This is a genomic window from Bradyrhizobium sp. (genome assembly GCF_035309285.1).
GTDB lineage: Bacteria > Pseudomonadota > Alphaproteobacteria > Rhizobiales > Xanthobacteraceae > Bradyrhizobium.
Map to the genome: position 1 here is coordinate 1 of NZ_DATGFH010000031.1, position 21,465 is coordinate 21,465.

Annotated in this window: 20 protein-coding genes; 8 read left to right on the top strand and 12 right to left on the bottom strand. The window is 63.9% G+C overall.

Annotation, left to right across the window (positions count from 1 at the left end):
* From VKR55_RS06745 to pqqA, 8 genes are all read right to left on the bottom strand, one after another.
* On the bottom strand, positions 1-767 hold a 767-nt coding region (locus VKR55_RS06745), incomplete at its 3' end, for an FAD-dependent oxidoreductase (protein WP_324401026.1).
* Between the two features lie 247 nt (positions 768-1,014).
* Positions 1,015-1,689, bottom strand: coding sequence for a hypothetical protein (locus tag VKR55_RS06750; protein ID WP_324401027.1), 675 nt, complete (start codon positions 1,687-1,689; stop codon positions 1,015-1,017).
* Positions 1,690-1,833: 144 nt separating this feature from the next.
* The gene (gene pip / locus VKR55_RS06755) at positions 1,834-2,808 is read right to left on the bottom strand and encodes a prolyl aminopeptidase (protein WP_324401029.1); all 975 of its coding nucleotides are present in this window, start codon (positions 2,806-2,808) and stop codon (positions 1,834-1,836) included.
* Positions 2,798-3,997 (bottom strand): pyrroloquinoline quinone biosynthesis protein PqqE, encoded by a 1,200-nt coding sequence (gene pqqE / locus VKR55_RS06760; RefSeq protein ID WP_324401031.1) that lies wholly within the window; start codon positions 3,995-3,997, stop codon positions 2,798-2,800. Before pqqE ends, pip begins: the two co-directional genes overlap by 11 nt.
* Positions 3,994-4,305 carry a pyrroloquinoline quinone biosynthesis peptide chaperone PqqD gene (gene pqqD / locus VKR55_RS06765; protein WP_324401033.1) on the bottom strand — a complete coding sequence of 104 codons (312 nt, stop codon included), beginning with the start codon at positions 4,303-4,305 and terminating at the stop codon, positions 3,994-3,996. The genes pqqE and pqqD overlap by 4 nt, the downstream gene beginning before the upstream one ends.
* Positions 4,306-4,309: 4 nt before the next feature.
* Complete coding sequence (pqqC, locus tag VKR55_RS06770) at positions 4,310-5,062, bottom strand: pyrroloquinoline-quinone synthase PqqC (protein ID WP_324401150.1); 753 nt, start codon at positions 5,060-5,062, stop codon at positions 4,310-4,312.
* 20 nt (positions 5,063-5,082) lie between these two features.
* The gene (gene pqqB, locus VKR55_RS06775) at positions 5,083-6,012 is read right to left on the bottom strand and encodes a pyrroloquinoline quinone biosynthesis protein PqqB (RefSeq protein WP_324401035.1); all 930 of its coding nucleotides are present in this window, start codon (positions 6,010-6,012) and stop codon (positions 5,083-5,085) included.
* Positions 6,013-6,156: 144 nt separating this feature from the next.
* Positions 6,157-6,237 (bottom strand): pyrroloquinoline quinone precursor peptide PqqA, encoded by an 81-nt coding sequence (gene pqqA / locus VKR55_RS06780; protein WP_280971080.1) that lies wholly within the window; start codon positions 6,235-6,237, stop codon positions 6,157-6,159.
* A gap of 307 nt (positions 6,238-6,544) precedes the next feature.
* On the opposite strand from pqqA, the gene VKR55_RS06785 reads away from it, so the two are divergent.
* From VKR55_RS06785 to VKR55_RS06815, 7 genes are all read left to right on the top strand, one after another.
* Positions 6,545-6,802 carry a DUF6894 family protein gene (locus VKR55_RS06785; protein WP_324401038.1) on the top strand — a complete coding sequence of 86 codons (258 nt, stop codon included), beginning with the start codon at positions 6,545-6,547 and terminating at the stop codon, positions 6,800-6,802.
* A 127-nt stretch (positions 6,803-6,929) separates the two neighbouring features.
* On the top strand, positions 6,930-8,330 hold the full coding sequence (locus VKR55_RS06790; protein ID WP_324401040.1) for an amidase family protein: 1,401 nt from the start codon (positions 6,930-6,932) through the stop codon (positions 8,328-8,330).
* A gap of 12 nt (positions 8,331-8,342) precedes the next feature.
* A complete protein-coding gene (locus VKR55_RS06795) occupies positions 8,343-8,819 on the top strand; it encodes a glutathione peroxidase (RefSeq protein WP_324401042.1) in 477 nt (158 codons plus the stop codon).
* Positions 8,816-9,079: a DUF3297 family protein gene (locus VKR55_RS06800; RefSeq protein ID WP_324401044.1), complete on the top strand. Its 264-nt coding sequence runs from the start codon at positions 8,816-8,818 to the stop codon at positions 9,077-9,079. The genes VKR55_RS06795 and VKR55_RS06800 overlap by 4 nt, the downstream gene beginning before the upstream one ends.
* A gap of 118 nt (positions 9,080-9,197) precedes the next feature.
* Complete coding sequence (locus VKR55_RS06805) at positions 9,198-10,367, top strand: mandelate racemase/muconate lactonizing enzyme family protein (RefSeq protein WP_324401047.1); 1,170 nt, start codon at positions 9,198-9,200, stop codon at positions 10,365-10,367.
* Between the two features lie 549 nt (positions 10,368-10,916).
* On the top strand, positions 10,917-11,252 hold the full coding sequence (locus VKR55_RS06810; protein ID WP_324401049.1) for a carboxymuconolactone decarboxylase family protein: 336 nt from the start codon (positions 10,917-10,919) through the stop codon (positions 11,250-11,252).
* A 2-nt stretch (positions 11,253-11,254) separates the two neighbouring features.
* Complete coding sequence (locus VKR55_RS06815) at positions 11,255-12,205, top strand: NAD(P)-dependent oxidoreductase (RefSeq protein WP_324401052.1); 951 nt, start codon at positions 11,255-11,257, stop codon at positions 12,203-12,205.
* Positions 12,206-12,403: 198 nt separating this feature from the next.
* Here VKR55_RS06815 and VKR55_RS06820 read toward each other — a convergent pair whose 3' ends face one another.
* The 3 genes from VKR55_RS06820 to VKR55_RS06830 form a co-directional block, all read right to left on the bottom strand.
* On the bottom strand, positions 12,404-13,684 hold the full coding sequence (locus VKR55_RS06820) for an adenylate/guanylate cyclase domain-containing protein (RefSeq protein ID WP_324401054.1): 1,281 nt from the start codon (positions 13,682-13,684) through the stop codon (positions 12,404-12,406).
* Between the two features lie 1,022 nt (positions 13,685-14,706).
* Positions 14,707-16,059 carry a malonyl-CoA decarboxylase gene (locus tag VKR55_RS06825; RefSeq protein ID WP_324401056.1) on the bottom strand — a complete coding sequence of 451 codons (1,353 nt, stop codon included), beginning with the start codon at positions 16,057-16,059 and terminating at the stop codon, positions 14,707-14,709.
* Positions 16,060-16,267: 208 nt separating this feature from the next.
* Positions 16,268-17,065, bottom strand: a complete 798-nt coding sequence (locus VKR55_RS06830) for an AraC family transcriptional regulator (RefSeq protein WP_324401058.1) — start codon at positions 17,063-17,065, stop codon at positions 16,268-16,270.
* 73 nt (positions 17,066-17,138) lie between these two features.
* On the opposite strand from VKR55_RS06830, the gene VKR55_RS06835 reads away from it, so the two are divergent.
* Positions 17,139-18,314 carry an MFS transporter gene (locus VKR55_RS06835; RefSeq protein WP_324401060.1) on the top strand — a complete coding sequence of 392 codons (1,176 nt, stop codon included), beginning with the start codon at positions 17,139-17,141 and terminating at the stop codon, positions 18,312-18,314.
* Between the two features lie 2 nt (positions 18,315-18,316).
* Here VKR55_RS06835 and VKR55_RS06840 read toward each other — a convergent pair whose 3' ends face one another.
* A complete protein-coding gene (locus VKR55_RS06840; protein WP_324401062.1) occupies positions 18,317-21,463 on the bottom strand; it encodes an efflux RND transporter permease subunit in 3,147 nt (1,048 codons plus the stop codon).
* Between the last annotated feature and the right edge of the window lie 2 nt (positions 21,464-21,465).

Sequence of the window (21,465 nt, forward strand, 5' to 3'; positions counted from 1 at the left end):
GACGTCCGGCAGCAGTCCATCGCCGTGTTGCCGACGCCGATGATGAGCACGCGCTCGCCGATCTTCGTCGTGTGCCCGAAGGCGACGGAGCCGAGCCAGTCGATGCCGATGTGGATGCGATCGGTGTCGTAGCGGCCGGGGATCTCGAGGTTCTTGCCGCGCGGCGCGCCGCTGCCGACGAAGACCGCGTCGTAGCCCTCGCGCAGGAGGGCCTTCATGCTCGTGATGGGGGCGCCGTAGCGGACCTGCACGCCCATGCCGAGGATCGCGTCGATCTCTTCCTGCAGGACCTTCTCGGGCAGGCGGAAGGAGGGGATGTTCGAGCGCATCAAGCCGCCTGCGACCGGGAGCTTCTCGTAGATCGTGACGTCGTAGCCGAGGGGCGCCAGGTCGTTCGCGACCGCGAGCGACGCCGGCCCGGCGCCGATGCACGCGACTCGCTTTCCGTTCTTCTGCGCCGGCGCCTTCGGCAGGCGATCGCGGATGTCACCGCGCAGGTCGGAGGCGACCCGCTTCAAGCGGCAGATCGCGACCGGGGTTTCCTCGACGCGGCCGCGACGGCAGGCCGGCTCGCAGGGTCGGTCGCAGGTGCGACCCAGAATTCCGGGAAACACGTTCGATTTCCAATTGATCATGTAGGCGTCGCTGTAGCGGCCTTCGGCGATCAAGCGGATGTATTCCGGGACGGGGGTATGTGCAGGGCAGGCCCACTGGCAATCGACTACCTTGTGGAAGTAGTCGGGGGCCGAAATATCAGTCGGTCTCATTCCTACCTACTATATCCGCGCAAGCACCCGGTCAGCGCGGCCTTTTCTCATTCAGAACGCAAAGTCCGCGCTCTTGTCGTTTCCGAATTGGATCATAGGCTTACCTTATTAGAGCCATTCAACTTGCTGCACAAAGCCAAATTTGCCTGATCGACTGCTTTTGACAGTACAGCCCCAAAAATTACCGTCACAGCGCCGCTTATGCGGCACTGCAGCAATCGAAATGATGCAAATTGACGCTCTGCTCTCAGGATGGCGGAAGGTCGCTTTTCGCGAGGTCCCACAACAGGTCGTAAATCCCCGATGAGATGAGCTGCGCATCTGCGGGGGCTGCGGTGCCGGTGAAGCGGGCGGCGAGCACGCCCGTGATCGCGCCGACATCCGTGCCGTCGATCAACACAAACCAGTCGGCCGCGCCGCCGCCTGCGGCCGGGATTTCCGAGGTGGCGCCGGAGAGCTTTGCATCGCTTTCGAGCAGGTGCATGGAGATGATGCCGGCGAGATCGCCGGGATCGAGCTTCTGCGTCAGCTCGGCGCGCAATGCGGCTTCCTTGCCCGCCTGCGGGCGCAGGCGCACGATGCCGAGTTTCGCCCCGCGGCCGACGCCGCGGCTATGGGTGATGCGCGCCACCACACGGATCATGTTCTTGAACCGCGCCATGGTCTTCTTCGACGCTTCGGTCGGGCTGTTGAGCCGCGCCCGATAGGGTGGGCTGTCCAGCACCTCGATCGTCCTGGTCGAATAGAGGAACAGGAATCGCGGGCTGCCGGCATGCGCGACGTAGCGCCGCGCCTCGAGGAAGCCGTCGATGGCGACGCGCTCCTCCAGATGCTCGCGGTCATACCAGTGGTTGAACTCGTCCTCATGCGCCGCGTCGATGTCCATCGACGTCAGCAACATGCCCTTTCCCGCAAGCGGCATTCCCTTATCCTTCCCCGTTTGGCCTATCCCCTCATGGTGAGGAGCCGCGAAGCGGCGTCTCGAACCATGAGGCCCCGATCGTTCCGGGCCTACACCCTTCGAGACGCGGCTGGCGCCGCTCCTCAGGGTGAGGGGATAGACCTTCTATTTCACAATCCTCGATGCGACATCCGCGATCGCCTTCATCACGGCGTTCCTCACCCCGGGATCATACAGCGTATGTCCGGCGGCCTCGACGATGCGGATTTCGGACTCGTTCCAGCGCTCGGCCACTGCTTGCGAGATCGCGGGCGGGCACAGCAGATCGTAGCGGCCTTGCACGATGATTCCGGGAATGCCTGCGAGCTTTCCCGCTTCCTCGAGAAGCTGGTTCGGCCGCATGAAGCAATCATTCACAAAATAATGCGCTTCCATGTAGGGCGTGGCGGGCAGCGCGCCGCCCGATTGGATCGCGGCGAGATCAAGCCGCGTGCGCGACGGCTTGTGCTCGGACAGGATGCGCTCGGTATCATGCCAGGCGCGCGCGGCGGGACCATGCACGGCCTGGTCCTCGCTCAGGATGCGTCGCCAATAGGCGTCGAGGGGACGGGCGCGTTCGGCGTCCGGCAAGAGGCTCAGAAAATCCTCGGCGAGGTCCGGATAGAAGCGCGGCAGCGTCTCGCAGAAGCCGGCTTCGATCTCGTCATAGGTGCCGAGGAAGGTCGCGCGCAGCACGATGCCGGAGACGCGCTCCGGATGAGCCTGTGCATACGCCAGCGCCAGCGTCGCGCCCCAGGAGCCGCCGACCACCATCCAGCGCTCAAAGCCGAATTTCTCGCGGATCACCTCCATGTCCGCGATCAGATGCGGCAAGGTGTTGGCCTCACGGCTGCCCTTCGGGGTGCTGCGGCCGCAGCCGCGCTGGTCGAACAGCACCGCATGGAAACGCTCGGGATCGAACAGGCGGCGGTGATCGGGCTGGCAGCCGCTTCCGGGACCGCCATGGAGGTAGACCGCGGGAATGCCGCCGGCGCGGCCGCCGCTCTCGACATAAAGCGCGTGGCCATCGCTGACCGCGAGCTGCTCTGATGTCAGCGGCGCAAAAGGATCGGTGCGCCCGTGACCTGCGTCAGGCGCCATGGTCGCCGCCTGCCTCCGGCGTCCCACCGGCGAAATTGCGATAGACGAAGCGGTTCTGCTCACCGGCCGCTTCCTGCTCGGCTTGCCGGAAGATCATCTCATGCAGCGGCGAGAGCGTGCAGGCCGGATCGGTATTGGCAGCGTCGCCGGAGAGCGCGAACGCCTGGCAGCGGCAGCCGCCGAGATCGATCTCGCGGAACTCGCAGGATTTGCACGGCTCCTTCATCCAGGTCGTGCCGCGATAGCGATTGAAGGCGTCCGAGTTCTGCCAGATCCAGGCGATCGAATGATTGGAGCGCACGGATTCGAACTGGAGCCCGGTGATGCTCTCCGCGGCATGGCAGGGCAAAACCTTGCCGGCCGGCGAGATGTTGAAGAACTGGCGGCCCCAGCCGCCCATGCATTTCTTCGGCCGCACCGCGTAATAGTCCGGCACGACATAGTCGATCGTGAGCCGGCCCTTCAGCCGCGCCTGCGCCTCCTCGACGAGGCGGCTGGTCTCCTCGATCTGCTGCGCCGTCGGCATCAGCGCGGCGCGGTTCTTCAGCGCCCAGCCGTAATACTGCACGTTGGCGACCTCGAGCCGGTCGGCGTCGAGATCGACCGCCATCTGGATGATGTCGGCAAGCTGATGCAGGTTCTGCCGGTGCATCACCGCATTCACGGTGAGCGGCAGATCGAGCTCGCGGGTCCACCTGGCGACTTCGAGCTTCTTGCGATGCGAATCCTTCAGGCCTGCGACGCGGTCGGCGATGATGGGCTCGTTGCCCTGGAAGCTGATCTGCACGTGGCAGAGCCCGGCATCGGCGAGATCGGCGAGCCGTTCGCGCGTCAGCAGCACCGCGGAGGTGATCAGATTGGTGTAGAGCCCGGCGTCATTGGCGTGCCTGGCGAGCTCGACCAGGTCCTTGCGCGCGGTCGGCTCGCCGCCGGAGAAATGCACCTGCAGCACGCCGATCTCGGCGAGCTCGGAGAGCACCTTCTTCCATTCGTCGGTGGTGAGCTCGGTCGAGGCGCGATCGAGCTCGAGCGGATTGGAGCAATAGGGGCATTGCAGCGGGCAGCGGTGCGTCAATTCCAGCAGCACGGCCACCGGAATGCCATAGGTCTCCGCGACCGACTTCTGCTTCTCCAGCACGGAGAAACTGTCGTTTGCCTCAGTTGCCTTGTGGTCCGCAAGCTCGCTCATGAAGTCTTCTCGCGCGCCTCCGTCAGAAATCCCTTGTCGGCCAGGTCCTGCAGCATCGCGACCACATCGGTCGCAATCGCCTCGCGCGGGGCGGCATATTTCTGCGCAAGCGAGTCGACCATATCGGCGACGCAGCGCACGCCATCGCAGAGCTGCAGCACCTCGACCGCGATCTCGTCCGGCGCCAATATGCGTTCCGGCGCCAGGATCACCCAGACTTTTCGCGTCTCGTCGTATTTCAGCTTGGCATGGCGCGGCAGCACCGGCCGGCTTGCCTCGCTGACAGTGATGTGGCGGTCGCTTGCCATGGTTTCAAGCTTTCGGGACGAAGGCGCCGGGCGGAATGTGGCCCTCGACATAGGCGTGATAGAGTGCATCGAGCTGCACCCAGAGCACGTTGGTCTTGAAGATCAGCGCGTTGCACACGGCCTCGCGCTGTTCCGGCGTCTTCGCATGTTCCCTGACGTAGTCGAGCGCAAAGCCGGCATCGCGCGGCGCCTGCTGCAGGCGGCGGCTGAAATAGCTCATGATGTCGGGATTGACGAAATCATAGTGCTGCAGCATGCCCGCGATGCGTTCTTCATGCAGGTTCGGCGCGAACAGCTCGGTGAGCGAGGAGGCGATCGCTTCCAGCGGCGTCTTGTCGCGGCAGAAATGCACATAGGCTTCCACCGCAAAGCGCGTGGCGGGAAGGATACCTTCCGTCGATTCCACATAGGCGGTGTCGAGCCCGAGGCCTTCGGTCAGCTTCAGCCAGCGCTCGATGCCGCCTTCGCTGCCTCGATCGCCGTCATGGTCCTCGATGCGGTGCCGCCATTCCAGGCGGATGCCGCGCTCGCGGAAGCGCGAGATCACCACGGCGTCCTTCAGCGGGATCGTGCTCTGGTAATAGTGCCGATTCAGCGCCCAGGCCTGCACCTGGCCCTTGTTGAGCTTGCCGCCGTGCAACAGGCGATGGAACGGGTGCAGCGAGTGATAGCGCGTCGCGCCGATATGGCGCAGCGCCGCTTCGAGCTCTTCGGCATTGTTGAGCGGCACGCCCTTGCCGACCGAGTAGGCCGTCATAGTGCCAAAGGGAACCACGTTCACAGCACGATCTCCGTTCCATCCGCGCCGATCTGCCAGCCGGCGCCTTCCGCCAGTTTGCGCTCCTTCGAGCCGGCCAGCAGCGCCGGATTGGAATTATTGATATGCAGAAATATCTTCCTGTCGATAGCGAGATCGGCCAGCGCGGCGATCGCGCCATGATCGCCCGACATCGCGATATGTCCCATGCCCTGGCCGGTCTTGGCGCCAAGGCCGGCCGCGATCAGCTCGTCGTCGCGCCAGACCGTGCCGTCGAAGAAGACGAGCGGCGCGCCTTTGAGCCTTGCCTTCAATTCGGGCGTCACATGGGCGCAGGCGGCAAGAAAGAAGAAATGCCTGTTCGTTGCCCTGTCGCGGATGCGAAGGCCGAGCGTGTCGCCGGCGCCGTCGTCGCCGCCCGGATGCGCCTTGCCCTCGAGATACCAGGCGCCCTTGCCGGGCACGGTGAAGGCCAGGACCTCGATGCCGCTTGGCGAGCCGTCGGGCAGGGCCGGCTCAAACGCCTGATCGATCCCGATCGGTACGCGCTTCACGGTCTTCTCGCCCAGCACGTTGAAAATGCTGTTCGACTTCAGGATCGCCAGCACTTTCGGATGGGCATGGATCGAAAACGGCGAGCCCTCGCGCATCGAGAGCAGGCCGGTGACAGCATCGATCTCGCCATTGGTCAGGATCACGCCTGCGATCGGCGAATGGCGGAGCGCGCCGGCCTTGGGATGAAGCTGCGGCGTGGCGATCAGTTGCTGGCGCAGGTCGGGGGACGCGTTGACGAGAAACCAGTGCGCGCCATCGGCACTGAATGCGATCGAGGCCTGCGAACGCTTAAGCTCAGGTTGGTCGCTTCGCGCAGCCCGGCACACCTCGCACCTGCAATTCCACTGCGGAACGCCGCCGCCCGCCGCGGCGCCCAGGACGACGACGCGAAGCATGATCCGTCTCCTGGCGGTCTCGTACTTTGAACTCTAGGTTATTCGGACATCACAAAGGTGGCCTTCGGCGGGCACACACATTCCCCTCCGGGAACGCGTCGCACCGAAGGTCCACCCTGTTTGAATGCGGAGATTTCGCGCCGCTTACTTGCGGGTCGCGCTCACATACATGTTGATTTCCATGCCGCACGGCACTTCGACGATCCTCGGTGCTTTCCAGGCCATTTTGGCTCTCCTTGGGTATAATGGACGACCTTCCGCCCTCGCCGATAAACTAACCTGTGACGCAAAGTTCGCCAGTGAATTTTTCCCTTTCTCGCCTTGGTGCGGCTTCTCGCCTTGTTGCGGCGCAGCGGCGCCTTCCACAGGGCGTCGCGTGGCAGGCCAAAGCAAAGGGAGATCAAGGGTTTCGCTCTGTTCCGTGCTGAGCCCGCGCAGGCCCGTCCGAAGTCCCCGGTACGCGCTTGCGGATAAAGAACTTGTGAGTAGGGTCGACCTTCCAATTCGCCCGCGCCCGCCCCAAGGAATCCCAATGCCGAGATATTTCTTCAACACCCGGATCGGCGATGAGCTGATCGACGATCCCGAAGGCGAGGAATTGCGCGACCCTGATCGCGCCTGGGAAGTGGCGCGCGCCATGATCATCGAATTGATCCGGAGCGAGGGCGCCGACGGCGCGCTGCTCAACGCCGTCATCGAGGTTACGGACGACGACGGGGACATCGTGCTGGAGTTTCCCTTCGCCGAAGCCTTGCTCGACCCGCCGGATAGCCTGCAGACCCGGCATTGAGCTGTCTCTCGTCTCGGACCGTTCGGTCCTCCCCTCGCATGGCCTGGCGTGGGGAGGGTGCGGAACCGGTGTGCTGGCCATGCTCCCCGCGTGACGCTAAAAGGCGAGCAGTCAAACGGAGCCCCACATGCAAGATCTCTGGCGCCTGTCGGCCGCCGACCTCGCCGCCCTCGTCAAATCGAAGAAAATCTCCGCTCACGAGGCCGCGACTTCGGCGCTGGCGCGGCTCGATGCGGTCAATCCCAAAATCAACGCGGTGGTCGATCACAGGCCCGACGATGTGCTCAAGCAGGCCGCCGCAGTCGATGTCGCGATCGCGCGTGGCGAGGATCCGGGCCTGCTCGCCGGCGTGCCGGTGACGGTGAAGGTCAACATCGACCAGGTAGGCTATGCCAACACCAACGGGCTCAAGCTGCAGAAGGATGCGATCGCGACTGCCAACAACCCGGTGATCGACAATTTCCGCAAAGCCGGTGCCGTCATCCTCGGCCGCACCAATTGCCCGGCGGTCTCCTACCGCTGGTTCACCTCCAATCTCATTCATGGCGACACCAAGAACCCCCGCGACCCCTCGCTCACGCCGGGCGGCTCGTCGGGTGGCGCGGGTTCGGCGGTAGCAAGCGGCATCGGCCACATCGCGCACGGCACCGATATCGCGGGCTCGATCCGCTATCCAGCCTACGCCTGCGGTGTGCACGGCCTGCGTCCGACGCTCGGCCGCGTCGCCGCCTTCAATCCCTGCCTGCCGGAGCGCGCCATCGGGCCGCAGATGTGCGCCGTCTCCGGCCCGCTCGCGCGCACGATTCAAGACGTGCGGATTGCGCTCGCCGCGCTGTCGGCGCGGGATCCGCGCGATCCCTGGTGGGTGCCGGCACCGCTCGAAGGACCGGCGGTGCCGAAACGCGCCGCGCTCTGCCTCAACCCGGACGGGCTCGATCCTGTCGCCGAAGTGAGGGCAGCGGTCGCCGACGCCGGCGAGCGGCTCAGGCGCGCAGGTTGGACGGTGGAGGAAATTCCGGACACGCCGCCGCTCCGCGAGGCGGCCGACTGGAACACAAAGCTCTGGCTCGGCGATCTTTATGAGGCGCAGCTTGCGACCGCAGAGAAGGAAGGCGATCCCGGCGCGCTTGCGTGTCTCCGCGGCAAGCGCGCGGACGTGTTTCCGTTCGACCAGGCGGCGTTCTCGAAGGCGCTGACGCGGCGCGCGACGCTGCTGCGTGAATGGCTGCTGTTGTTCGAAAAATACGCGGTACTGGTGATGCCGGTCTCCGGTGAATTGCCATTCCCGGACCAACTCGACCGCAAGGACGAGGCGTCGTTCAAGCGGGTCTGGCATGCGCAACTCACCCAAATTGCCACTCCCTTCGTGGGCCTGCCTGGGCTAACCGTCTCGACGGGTTTGGTCGGTAAAAGTGCCGTCGGCGTGCAGGTCGTCTCCGGCCGCTACCGTGAGGACCTCTGCCTCGCCGCGGGCGAAGCGATCGAGGCGGGCGGCACACCGCCGATGCCGATCGATCCGGTAAGTTAGCGAGAACCGCGGATGTCCAGCGTCTACGACTTCACCGCCAAATTGCTGTCGGGCGACGACGTGCCCTTGAAGCGATTCGAGGGCAAGGTGCTCTTGATCGTCAACACTGCAAGCAAATGCGGGTTCACGCCGCAATATGAAGGGCTGGAAGCGCTGCATCGGGAGCTCTCGCCCCGCGGCTTTTCCGTGCTCGGCTTTCCCTGCAATCAGTTCGGCGCCCAGGAGCCGGGCGACGCGAAAGCGATTGCCGATTTCTGCGAGAGCAAATATGACGTGAGCTTCCCGCTGTTCGCCAAGATCGACGTCAACGGTGCCCGTGCGCATCCGCTCTACAACTATTTGAAGGGCGAAAAGAGCGGCCTGCTCGGCGCGTCGATCAAATGGAATTTCACCAAATTCCTGGTCGATCGCGCGGGCCGTGTGGTCGCGCGCCACGCGCCGACCGCAACCCCGCAAGGATTGAAGAAAGACATCGAGGCGCTGTTGTGAACGAGAAGAATGAAGCTGCAACGGAGGTGCTGCCGGACCGTCTCTCGGTCGACCCGCGCAGCCCCTACTACAACGCGGAGATTCTCGCGCGCGATGTCGGGATTCGTTTCAAGGGCGTCGAGAAGACCAATGTCGAGGAATATTGCGTCAGCGAGGGCTGGGTGCGCGTGACCGCCGGCAACGCCAAGGATCGTTACGGCAATCCGCTGACGATCAAGGTGCACGGCCAGGTCGAGCCGTACTTCAGGGATAAAAAATAACCTCAAACGTCATTGCGAGGAGCGCAAGCGACGAAGCAATCCAGACTGCATCCGCGGAGATAGCATGGATTGCTTCGCTTCGCTCGCAATGACGAACAACAACCAAAGAGCCAATCTCATGTCCGTCCGTATCGTCGACGTCTGCGAAGTCACAAAACCGATCTCCTCGCCAATCCGCAACGCCTATATCGATTTCACCAAAATGACGACGAGCCTCGTTGCCGTCGTCACCGATGCCAAACGCGACGGCAGGCGCGTGGTCGGCTACGGTTTCAATTCTAACGGCCGCTACGGGCAGGGCGGGCTGATCCGCGAGCGCTTTGCGCCGCGGCTGACGGAGGTCGACCCGAAATCGCTGCTCAACGAGGCCGGCGACAACCTTGATCCGGACAAGGTCTGGGCCACCATGATGTCGAACGAGAAGCCCGGCGGCCACGGCGAGCGCTCGGTTGCGGTTGGCACCATCGACATGGCGGTGTGGGATGCGGCGGCGAAGATCGCAGGAAAGCCGCTGTTCCGCCTGCTCGCCGAGCGCCACAAGCGGAGCGCCGATCCGCGCGTCTTCGTCTATGCCGCCGGCGGCTATTATTATCCCGGCAAGGATCTTTCGATGCTGCGTGCGGAGATGCGCGGCTATCTTGACCGCGGCTACAACGTCGTGAAGATGAAGATCGGCGGCGCGCCGATCTCAGAAGACCGCCAGCGCATCGAGGCCGTGCTGAAGGAGATCGGCAACGAGGCGCACCTCGCCGTCGACGCCAACGGCCGCTTCGATCTGGAGACTGCGATCGCTTACGCGAAAATGCTGCGGGAGTATCCGCTGTTCTGGTACGAGGAGGCGGGCGATCCGCTCGACTACGCGCTGCAGGCTGCGCTGGCCGAGTTCTATCCCGCGCCGATGGCGACCGGCGAGAACCTGTTCAGCCATCAGGACGCGCGAAATCTCATTCGCTATGGCGGCATGCGCCCCGACCGCGACTTTCTGCAATTCGACTGCGCGCTGTCCTATGGCCTCTGCGAATATCAGCGCACGCTGAAGGTGCTGCACATGCACGGCTGGTCGCCGAGCCGCTGCATCCCGCATGGCGGCCACCAGATGTCGCTGGCTATCGCTGCCGGCCTTGGGCTTGGCGGCAACGAAAGCTATCCCGACGTGTTCCAGCCCTATGGCGGCTTCCCCGACGGCGTCCGCGTCGAGGCTGGCCACATCACCATGCCGGAGCTGCCCGGCATCGGCTTTGAAGGGAAGTCGGATCTCTATGCGGAGATGAAGGCGCTGGCGGCGTGATCCTGCGGGCTACTCGCTAGCCCGGCGCCTGTGCGGACCCCGTCATTGCGAGCGAAGCGAAGCAATCCAGACTTGAGCTGCGGAAAGAATCTGGATTGCTTCGTCGCTGTTGCTCCTCGCAATGACGGCCTGGGCAGGCTACCTGGAGAAGCGTATGCAGCGCAGCAAGCTTCGGATGACGCCTAGTGAATGGATCGCAGGTTGCCTGGTATTCGTGGTAACGATTCTCTGCGGCGTTGCATCCACAAATTGGTCCGTACGAGCCTTTTCACGGCCGGCATCCACGTCAGCGGCGAAAGCTCCGCACACGCGCACCTGCATCACCGTCGACGGCAAGCGCTTCGAATGGAATTTCCCGAACCCGCCGTTCGGCACGCAGAGCTGCTCGGAGTGAGCACGCGGCTTGCCGTGAAGCCCGGCGGCTGGCGCATGCGCCTTTGCGAAATCTCCGCGCGCATAGGCCGGCGCGCCCCTTGAGCGTTCATGCGACCTATAAGATGCTCAACTCTGCGCGTTGAAGCGATAACAACAAACGACAGGGAGAGCCCAATGGCCAAGGCACCGCCGTCAGCCAGGCGAGACCGCATCAAGAATTTCACGCCTGCACTGGTCGATTACACCAACGACGTCATCTATGGCGACCTGTGGGAGCGCAAGGGTCTTTCGAAGCGCGACCGCAGCCTGATCACGGTCGCGGCGCTTGTTGCGACCTACCGGCCCGAGCAACTCGTCTCCCACCTGTCGCGCGCGATCAACAACGGCGTCACCCAGGAGGAGATCACCGAGGTGATCACGCACATGGCGTTCTATGCCGGATGGCCGGCAGCGATGTCGGCGGCGCAGGTGGCCTATACCGTGCTGGTCGAAGGCAACAAGGGGGAATGACGATGCCAAACGACGTGACCGTCGGCTACATCGGGCTCGGCACCATGGGCGGCAGGATGGCCACCAACATCCAGAAGGCCGGCTACAAGCTCATCGTGCACGATCTGCATCGCCAGTCGGCGAGCCATCACCTGCAGAACGGCGCCGAATGGGCGGATACGCCGCGCGCGCTGGCTGAGCGATGCGATGTCATCTTCACCTCGCTTCCCGAGCCCGCCGATGTCGAGCGGGTCGCGCTCGGCGCGGACGGCCTGATCGAAGGCGTGCGGAACGGAGCCGTCTATTTCGACATGTCGACCAATGCGCAAAGCGTGGTGAAGAAGATCCACGACGCTTTTGCGGCCAGGGGCGCGCATATGCTCGACGCGCCGGTGAGCGGTGGGCCGTCGGGCGCTCAATCGCGCAAGATGGCGATCTGGGTCGGCGGCGAAAGGGGCTCCTTCGATAAATACAAGGCCGTGCTCGACGCGATGGGCGATCGTCCGGCCTACATTGGCGCAATCGGCAGCGCGACCGTTGCAAAGCTCGTGCACAATATGTCGAGCTACGCCGTCACCTGCGCGCTCGCCGAGACTTTCACCATGGGCGTGAAGGCCGGCATGGATCCGGTCGCGCTGTGGGAAGCCGTGCGCCAGGGCGTCAGCGGCCGGCGTCCGACCTTCGATGGCCTGCTCGAGCAGTTCCTGCCGGGCAAATACGATCCGGCGAATTTTGCGCTCAAGCTCGCCACCAAGGACGTCAAGCTCGCAACCGAGCTCGGACGCGAGCTCGGCGTGCCGATGCGCATCTGCAACCTGGCTTATGCCGAGATGAGCGAGGCCTGCAACCGCGGCTGGGAGGGACGCGACTCGCGCGTGGTGATGCTGCTGCAGGAGGAGCGCGCCGGCGTGACGATTGCGTCCGATCCGGAGCGCGTGAGGCAGGCCGCGGAACGCGCAAGGGGAGGCGGGTGACGGTTCACCTCTCCCCGGCGGGGAGAGGTCGGATTGCTTCTGGCGATGCGAAGCATCGTCCAGTGCAATCCGGGTGAGGGGCGCGCGGCTTGCTCGATAGACCGTAACCCCTCACCCGATTTGCTGCGCAAATCGACCTCTCCCAAAGGGAGAGGTGAACATCCGATGCCGCTCCGGTTCAATCCAATCTCATATGCTTTAAAGGGCGACAGACGTTGTTCCGATCGACGGCTCCTGTGCGGGGCCGACTGCCTTCCTGCCGATCACGTGCCACACCTCGGTCGGACCCGCTCCCTTCACGTCGATCACGCCCAGCGCGTCGCAGTCAAACTCGTCCTTGACGAGCTCGTAGGTCGCGCGCGTGATCTGAATGCATCGGCTCTTGCCGTGCGACTCCATGCGGCTCGCCAGATTCACCGCCTCGCCCCACAGGTCGTAGATGAATTTCTTGCGGCCGATGACGCCAGCGACCACCGGCCCCGAGTTGATGCCGATGCGGAACGACAATTGACGGCCGCCGAACCGGCGCTCGGCAATGACGGCTTGCATGTCGAGCGCGAGGTTGACAATCGCGCTGGCATGATCGGCTCTTGGCCGGGGCGCACCGGAGGCGACCATGTAACAATCGCCGATGGTCTTGATCTTCTCGAGATCGTACGTCTCGACCAGATTGTCAAAGGATTGAAACACCTCGTTGAGGAGATCGACCAGCTCCAACGGCGTCATGCTGGCGGCCATCGGCGTGAAGTTGACGACGTCGGCAAACAGGATGCTGGCGGTGGGGAACTGATCGGCGATGGTCCGCGGCCGCGCTTTGAGAATCTCCGAGATTTCCTTGGGCAGGATGTTGAGCAGCAGCATCTCGGAACGCTCCTGGAAGAAATTTCGCCTGTCGACGAAGTAGTAAAGCAGTCCGAAGATGATGATGGTCACCATGCCGAGGTTGAGCACGAAAAACCATCTGACGAAGATCTCGGGCAATGCCGGAGGCGACAGATAAGGCTCAAGAAGCGCGCCAGCGATCAGCAGGGCGACGAAGCCGGCAATCCAGAACAGGGTCCGGCGCAGATCGTCCAGCAGAAGCGAGCCGAGCGGCGACAAGGTCGCCCACAGGATGACGGCGCTCGATGACCGGAAGCCGCCCAGCGCCATCATCACGAGCCAGGGCAGAATCAGGACGAACAGGAGCTGGGTGAAGCGATAGATCGCGAGGTTGCGCGTGCGCGCGAAGATGAAGGTGTTGATCGGCGTGAACACCGAGTAGAAGCCGGGAATCGCGGCGGCGAGCGGTGCGCCGGCGGCGAGATAGATCACGCTCCAGACGATGGTGAAAGGTAACGTTCCGGCAAAAAGCGCAATCGCGACACGCTTGCGCAACGCCGTCTCGTCGCTATCGCCCGTCGCGACGCCGATGCGTCCCGCGAGATCGAACAGTTGCTCGCTGCAGCTTGAAATCCAGTGGCTGACAGCCTGCGTCATGGCTTCGTGTCTCCTGGCGCGCGCACTCGCCCAGTGATGTCGACCCTGTATTCTCCAACATTAGCACGTTGCGGCCTCCGGAGTGTGGAGACGGAAGAGGCGATTTGCCCGACGGGTCCATCGATATGCGCGGTGTCTTGCCTGTCGGGGCGTCCGCGAAAGCGTCGGAACGATGCGAATTCGCATGCGCGTAACGGCTATATTCGCGAACGAATTCAAGCTGATTTGGCCTGTCCAGCCCTCCGCGCAAAAATATTTGTCTTTGCGAAAAACAGAAATCATGAATTCATGCGCGTGTCCCGCGCTCATGAAGAGGGGCGTTACGCGTCGTCACGAACGTGGAGCGCGGGATGCGATGGACGCCGGCTTCGTCAACTGACGAGTGACGATGCGGCGGACGGCAAAGGCGTGTGGTCCCGATCCCCCGATGCCGGGATCAACCCCCGGGTCATCAGCCCGGGAGGACGGTGGCAAGAAAGCCCGGTCGCCGAGGAGAGCACGCTATAAGCCGTAAACCATTGCGCAGGGAATGCCGGTTGTTTCGGCTGCCCTGTTGTTGCTTGCGTGCGCAAGTGCACTTTCTTTTGCACGCAAGGCTCGCGGGTGCGGCCTGCATCCGGCATTCCCTGCGCCCTCCTCATCTTCGAGGGCGATGCAATCAACCAAGACTCGGGCAAATCATGCCGCGGGAATGCGGACGCGCGCACCACCGTCATTGCGAGCGAAGCGAAGGAATCCAGACCGTGTCCGCGGGCAAAAATGTGGATTGCTTCGTCGCTTCCGCCTTCGCGCTCGTGCGCTTCGGCGGACTCCTGCCCGGCGTAGCTCGCGCAGCGAGCGTAGACGGGTCGCTCCTCGCAATGACGGAGGCGCTGTTTGACAATCGAATCAGAAAACCCAGCGTCGTCCCGGACAAAATCGTAGGGTGGGCAAAGCGAAGCGTGCCCACCATTCCGAGTGTCGATGCTGGGAGTTGGTGGGCACGGCGCGTGCGCGCCTTTGCCCACCCTACGTTCAGCGGCTCACCCCAGCCGCATATCGAGCAGCCGTCGACCTTCGCTCTTCAACAGCTTCTTCACGGCGCTCGAGGCAACAACCTCGCCGTCATTGGCGTAGGCTTCGTGGTTCTTCTCGATGTCGTCGAGGCGGTAAAGGTAATTTACCATGATGCCAGCGGATTCGCGCAGGCCTTTCGAAGAGAGGTCGCCGAGCCAGTTGATGCGCTCCAGCCGCGCGCCGTTGCCGAGATGGAAGCGCGCCACCGAGTCGATGATGCGGCCCTTGGAGTTGCGCGCGCGCAGGAAATAATAGGCGGCGAGCGGCTCCAGCAATTCGCGCAGCTCGTTGGTGATCGGCTCGCTCTCGATCCAGCTGGGATCGTCGAGCTGCTTGACGAGCTCGCGATCCGCGTCCGACAGCGGCACGTCGCTGCCCTGCTGCAGCCAGGACATGAAGCCGGGCACCGGCGACAGCGTCACGAAGGTGTCGAGCTTGGGCAGCTCGCGGCGCAGCTCTTCGACCACCTGCTTGATCAGGAAGTTGCCGAAGGAGATGCCGCCAAGCCCGCGCTGGGTATTGGAGATCGAGTAAAACACCGCGGTGCGGGCGCGCTCGATCGGCACCGGCTGGCGATTCACCGCAAGCAGGGGCGCGATCGCCGACGGGATCGCCTCCGTCAGCGCCACCTCGACGAAGATCAGCGGCGCATCGGCAAGCGCGGGATGGAAGAAGGCGTAGCAGCGGCGATCGGCCGGATCGATGCGACGGCGCAGGTCGTCCCAGTCGCGGATCTCATGCACGGCTTCGTAGCGGATGATCTGCTCCAGGATGTTTGCCGGTGTCGACCAGTCGATCCTGCGCAGCACGAGAAACCCCCTGTTGAACCACGAGCCGAGCAGGTGCACCACGTCGCGGTCGAGCGCGGCCAGATCCTTGCGGCCATTCATGTGATCGAGCAAATCGGCGCGCATCGCAACGAGATCACCGGTGCCCCCCGGCGCCCGGTTCAGCCGGCGGATCAGTTCCTGACGCCGCGGTTCGGACGCGAAGTGCAGGTTGGAGCCATTGCCGTCGCCGGGCAGTGCCTGCCAGGCCTCGATCGCCTTGGCGAGCTTTTCCTTGTCCGGCCCGAAGTCGCGCGCCAACGCCTCGAAGAACATGCGCCGGCCGTCGTCGTTGAGGTCGTGGTAGCGGTCGAGCACCTCGCGCGCCATCGCGGTGCCCGACGCCTCGCCCCGGCCCGACAGCAGCGCTTCGCAAAGCTCGGCCAGGTCGGAGGCATCATCCTTGCCGTCGGTCGGCCCGTTGCGCCGCAAGAGATTGCGGCCGCGCTCGGAGATCGTTGCAAGCAGGTCGGAGAAGAAGGCGTTGGCCATGACGATTCAGTCTAAACCGGGTGACGCCGAATCCTACATAGGATTTAAGGCGAAGTTGGAGACAATCAAGCGAGACGTGTGGCCAAGGCGGTCGGCGGCAGAAACAGGCTCGTCGTGGCCGGGCTTGTCCCGGCCATCCATCCTAGAACAAAGAAGCCTTCAAAAAGGGATGGACACGCGGGTCAAACCCGCGTGTGACGATTGGAGGTTATTTCGTCTCCACAAATTCCGTCGGCGTCTTGCCGGTGATCTGCCGGAAGGCGTGGGAAAAAGCCGGAACGCTGGCGTAGCCCAGGTCGGCGGCGAGGTGTTTAACCGAGACGTTGCCGTCGACCGAGAGCTTCTGGACCGCGGCAGCGATGCGGGCGCGCTGGCACCAACTCTTGAAGCTCAATTGCGTCTCTGCGGCAAACAGTCGCGACAGTGTCCGTGCCGAAGTGCCGACCTTTTGCGCCAGCGTGTCGATGTCGTGCGCGGCGCCAGGTGCGGCCAGCACGATATCGGCGGCACGGCGGCAGCGCACTTCCTGCGGCAGCGGAATGAAGGTCGCGGAATCTTCCGCCCGATGCAATTCCAGCATCACGAGCCTGATCAACAGCGCCGTGCGCTCGGGTGCGTTGTCCTTGTCGAACAGCGCGACGATGGCCTGGTGCAAGAGAGGGGAGACCCTGACCACGAATTCCGACTTCAGGCCCGCGCTCAGCCGTTCGCGCTTCAGCCAGGAGAGATCGAAATAAAGCGTGCGCATCTCGATGTCGGCGAGCACGTCGATGGCGTGGGCGAAGCGGGCGGGCACCCAGACCGCGCGGTCGGGCGGCACCAGCCAGCGTCCCTTCGGCGTCGTTACCTGCATGGTGCCGCGCGCCGCGTAGACGAGCTGGGACTCGCGATGCATGTGCGGGTCGAGGCGCGTGCCCTTCTTGTAGCTGCGCGCGACCAGATGCAGCCCGCCGGTCGAGCGGCGGTCGTCGGGGACGATATGGATTGGCGCTTCCACGATAGTCATTGGCTGCATCGCGTCAGGATAAGAACCTATAACGGAGCGGTCAAATGTCGGGAATCGTCTTTGGGAAATATCAATGAACAGCCCCAGCCGGGTCATCGTCTTCATTAACGCCGCGCATTTCATCGACCATTATGCGATGCTGATCTTTGCCGCCGCCGTCATCATCATGGGGCCGGCGCTGGGCATGGCCTATTCGGAGCTTTTGCCTTACGCGACGCCGGGCTTCATCGCGTTCGGCGCGGGATCGCTGCTCACGGGTTGGCTCGGCGACCGCTGGAGCCGGCGGCACATGATGGTGATTTTCTTCATCGGCATCGGGCTATCGATGATCTCGGTCGGCTTCGTGCAGACGCCCTTGCAGCTCGGCGCAGCACTGCTTGCGATCGGCATCTTCGCCTCGATCTATCATCCCGTCGGCACCGCGATGATCGTGTCCTATGCCGACAAGCTCGGCCGCGAGATGGGCTTGAACGGCGTCTGGGGCAATCTCGGGGTAGCGTCGTCGGCGCTCGTCACCGGCGTGATCGGGCAATATCTCGGCTGGCGTTTCGCCTTCATCATTCCGGGTGCGGTGACGGTCATGATCGGCATCGCCTTTGCGGTGATGGTGGTGCATGAGGACCGCAAGGGCTCGCGACAGGCGGCGGCTCAGGCGCGCGTCGCCAAGCGGGACATGTGGCGGGTGATCGTATCGCTCCTGATCGTGGTGATCGCGATCTCCACCACCTTCAACGCGGTGACGGTGGCGCTGCCAAAACTGTTCGCGGAGCGGCTTGCCTTCACCAAGAGCCCGGCGCTGCTCGGGTTGATCGCCGCCGGCGTCTATGTGTTCGGCGCGATGACACAGTATACCATCGGCAAGCTGCTCGACCGGCATTCGCTGAAGACGGTGGCGCTGCCGCTATCGTTCCTGCTGGCGCCATTCCTCTATCTCGCCGCGACCTTGCAAAACCTGCCGCTGATCGCGGCCTCGATCGGCATCGTGATGGGGGCGTTCGGGCAGGTGACCGTCAATGATGCGATGGTCGGCAAATACACCTCGGAGGAGTGGCGCTCGCGGGCGTACTCGGTGCGCTATTTCCTCGGCTTCACCGCGGCCGGCGCCTCCGTCGGCCTCGTGGCATGGCTCTACCAGCAGGGCGGGTTCGTCACCATGCTGCACGCGTTCGGCGCGCTCTGCCTGCTCGCGATTCTTGCGGCCCTGATCCTGCCGCGCGAGATTCCGGTGCCGGCACCGCAGGCAAAGTGAGGTTACGCCTGTGCGGCAGGCTTGGCTGCAGCGGCCTTCTTCTCGCGGCGCCAGGTCTCGAAGCGCTGCACCACGACGAAGAAGGCCGGCACGAACAGCACCGCAAGGCAGGTCGAGGCGAGCATGCCGGAGAACACCGTGATGCCGATCGATTTGCGCGCATTGGCGCCGGCGCCGGTCGCAAGCACCAGCGGCACGACGCCGAGGATGAAGGCAAACGACGTCATCAGGATCGGACGGAAGCGCGCCCGCGCCGCCTCGATGGCAGACTCGACGATCGATTTGCCCTTGTCGTGCAGCTCGATCGCGACCTCGACGATCAGGATCGCGTTCTTGGCCGACAGCGCGATCAGCAGGATCAACCCGATCTGGACATAGAGATTGTTCTCGATTCCGAGCCCCTCCAGCACCGCCATCGGCCCGAGCAGCGACAGCGGCACCGCGAGGATCACCGAGATCGGCGCATACCAGCTCTCATACTGGCCGGCGAGCACGAGGTAGACCAGCAGCATGGCAAGCCCGAACACGTAGTAGATCTGGTTCGAGACCGCCTTCTCCTGGTACGACATGGCCGTCCATTCGTAGCCGGTGCCGTGCGGCAGGGTCTTGCCCGCGATGTCTTCCATCAGGCTCAGCGACTGCCCGGACGAGTAGCCCTGCGCCGGCAGGCCGACGATGGTCGAGGAGGGATAGAGATTGTAGAGGCTGATCAGCGACGGGCCGACCGAGGGCGTGATCTTGGCGATCGTGCCGATCGGGATCATGTCGCCGTTCGAGTTGCGCACAGTCATGTTCTGGATGTCGCGCAGCGACAGGCGGTATTGCGCGTCCGCCTGCGCGTAGACCTGGAACACGCGGCCGAACTTGTTGAACTGGTTGACGTAGGACGAGCCCAGATAACCCGCCAGGGCCGAGAACACCTGGTCGGTGGTGACGTGCAGCGTCTGGGTCTTGATGCGGTCGACCTCGACGTCGAATTGCGGCACGGTCGCGCGGAACGGCGACTGCACGCGCTGCAACGCGCTCTGGCTCTGGGCGTTGCGCACCATCGCGCCGGTGATCGCCTGCAGCTCGGCAAAGTCGGTGTTGCCGTCGCGCAATTCCACCTGCATCGCAAAGCCGGCGGCGTTGCCGATGCCCTGGATCGGCGGCGGCGGCAGCACCAGCGTCCGCGCCTCCATGATGGCGGCGACCTTGTCGTTCAAGCCGTAGACCAGCGAGCGCAGATCTTCGCCCGGCCCGCGCGCCGTCCAGTCCTTCAGGATGATGTAGGCGACGCCGGCGTTCGCGAGACTCGCGCTGTTGTCGAGCGCCGAGATGCCGGCGATGGTGATGACCTGGGAGACGCCCGGCGTCTTGCCGACGATCTCGCTGACCTTGTCCAGCACTTTCTGGGTCCGGTCGAGCGCTGCGCCATCGGGCAACTGCACGGCGGCGATCAAGTAGCCCTGGTCCTCGATCGGCAGGAAGCCGGTCGGCACGCGCGCGATGCCATAGAAGCCGATCGCAATCAGGATCAGGGCTGCGATGACGGACGTGGTGGCATGCCTGGCAAGCCCGCCGATCAGCCGGACATAGCCGCGCTCCATCCGGCCATAGACGTTGTTGAAGCCGCGGTAGAAGACGTTGCGCTGCTCCGGCGCCACAGGCGGGCGCAGCCACAGCGCACATTGCGTCGGCTTCAGCGTCGCGGCATTGACCGCGGAGAGCAGCGCGGTCGCGGCGATGACGAGCGCGAACTGCGCGTAGATGCGTCCCGTCAATCCCGGCAGGAAGGAGGCCGGCAGGAACACCGAGATCAACACCAGCGTGATGCCGACGATCGGCGCGAACAGCGCGTCCATCGCCTTGATCGCGGCGTCGTGGCCGGATAGGCCCTGCTCGATATTATGCGCCGCGCCCTCGACCACGACGATGGCGTCGTCGACTACGATGCCGATCGCAAGCACGATCGCGAACAGCGTCGACAGGTTGATGGTGAAGCCAAGCGCTGCCATCGCCGCGAACGCGCCGATGATCGTGACCGGCACGGTGGTCGCCGGCACCAGCATCGCGCGCCAGTCCTGCAGGAACACCAGGATCACGATCAGCACGAGGACGCCGGCCTCGATCAGGGTCTTGTAGACTTCGTGGATGGAGGCGGTGACGAATTTCGTGGTGTCGAAGGGCGTGTCGTATTTGATGCCCTGCGGAAACGCCTTCGCAAGCTCCGCCATCTTCTTCTCGACCGCCTGCTCGACCTGGAGCGCATTGGCGCCGGGCGCCTGGAAGACACCGATGCCCACGGCAGGCTGCTTGTTCAGCGAAAAGATCTGACTATAGGTCTGCGCCCCCAATTCGACCCGACCGACGTCGCGGACCCGTGTCACATCGCCATTGTTGCCGGTCTTGACGATGATGTCTTCGAACTGACCGGGATCGTCGAGCCGGCCGTTGACATTGAGCGTGTACTGGAAGGGCTGACCGGGCGGTGTCGGCGGCATCCCGACCTGGCCCGCGGTGACCTGCTGGCTCTGCTGCTGGATCGCTTGCACCACGTCCTGAGGCATCAGCCCACGCACCTGCAGCTTGTTCGGATCGAGCCAGACGCGCATCGAATATTGTCCGGCGCCGAACACCGTGACATTGCCGACCCCCGACAGCCGCGCCAGTTCGTCCTTCAGGTTGAGCGTGGCGTAATTACTGAGATAAAGGCTGTCATATTTCGAATCCGGCGAGGTCAGCGTCACGAACAGCAGGATCGAGGTCGATTTCTTCTGGACCGTGACGCCCTGGTTCTGCACCGCCTGCGGCAATTGCGCGAGCGCGCTGGAGACGCGGTTCTGCACCAGCACCTGCGCGAAGTTGAGATCGGTGCCGATCTTGAACGTCACGGTGAGGTTATAGCTGCCATCGGCGCCGCTGTAGGACTGCATGTACAGCATGTCCTCGACGCCGTTGACCTGCTGCTCGATCGGCAGCGCCACGGTATCGATCACGGTCTTGGCGCTGGCACCGGGATAGCGCGTCGTGACCTGCACGGTCGGCGGCACCACGTCGGGATATTGCGCGACCGCGAGGTTGAACAGCGCTACGCCGCCGATCAGGATCATCAGCAACGCGATGACGTTGGAGAGAACCGGCCGCTCGATGAAGAATTTGGAGATCATGG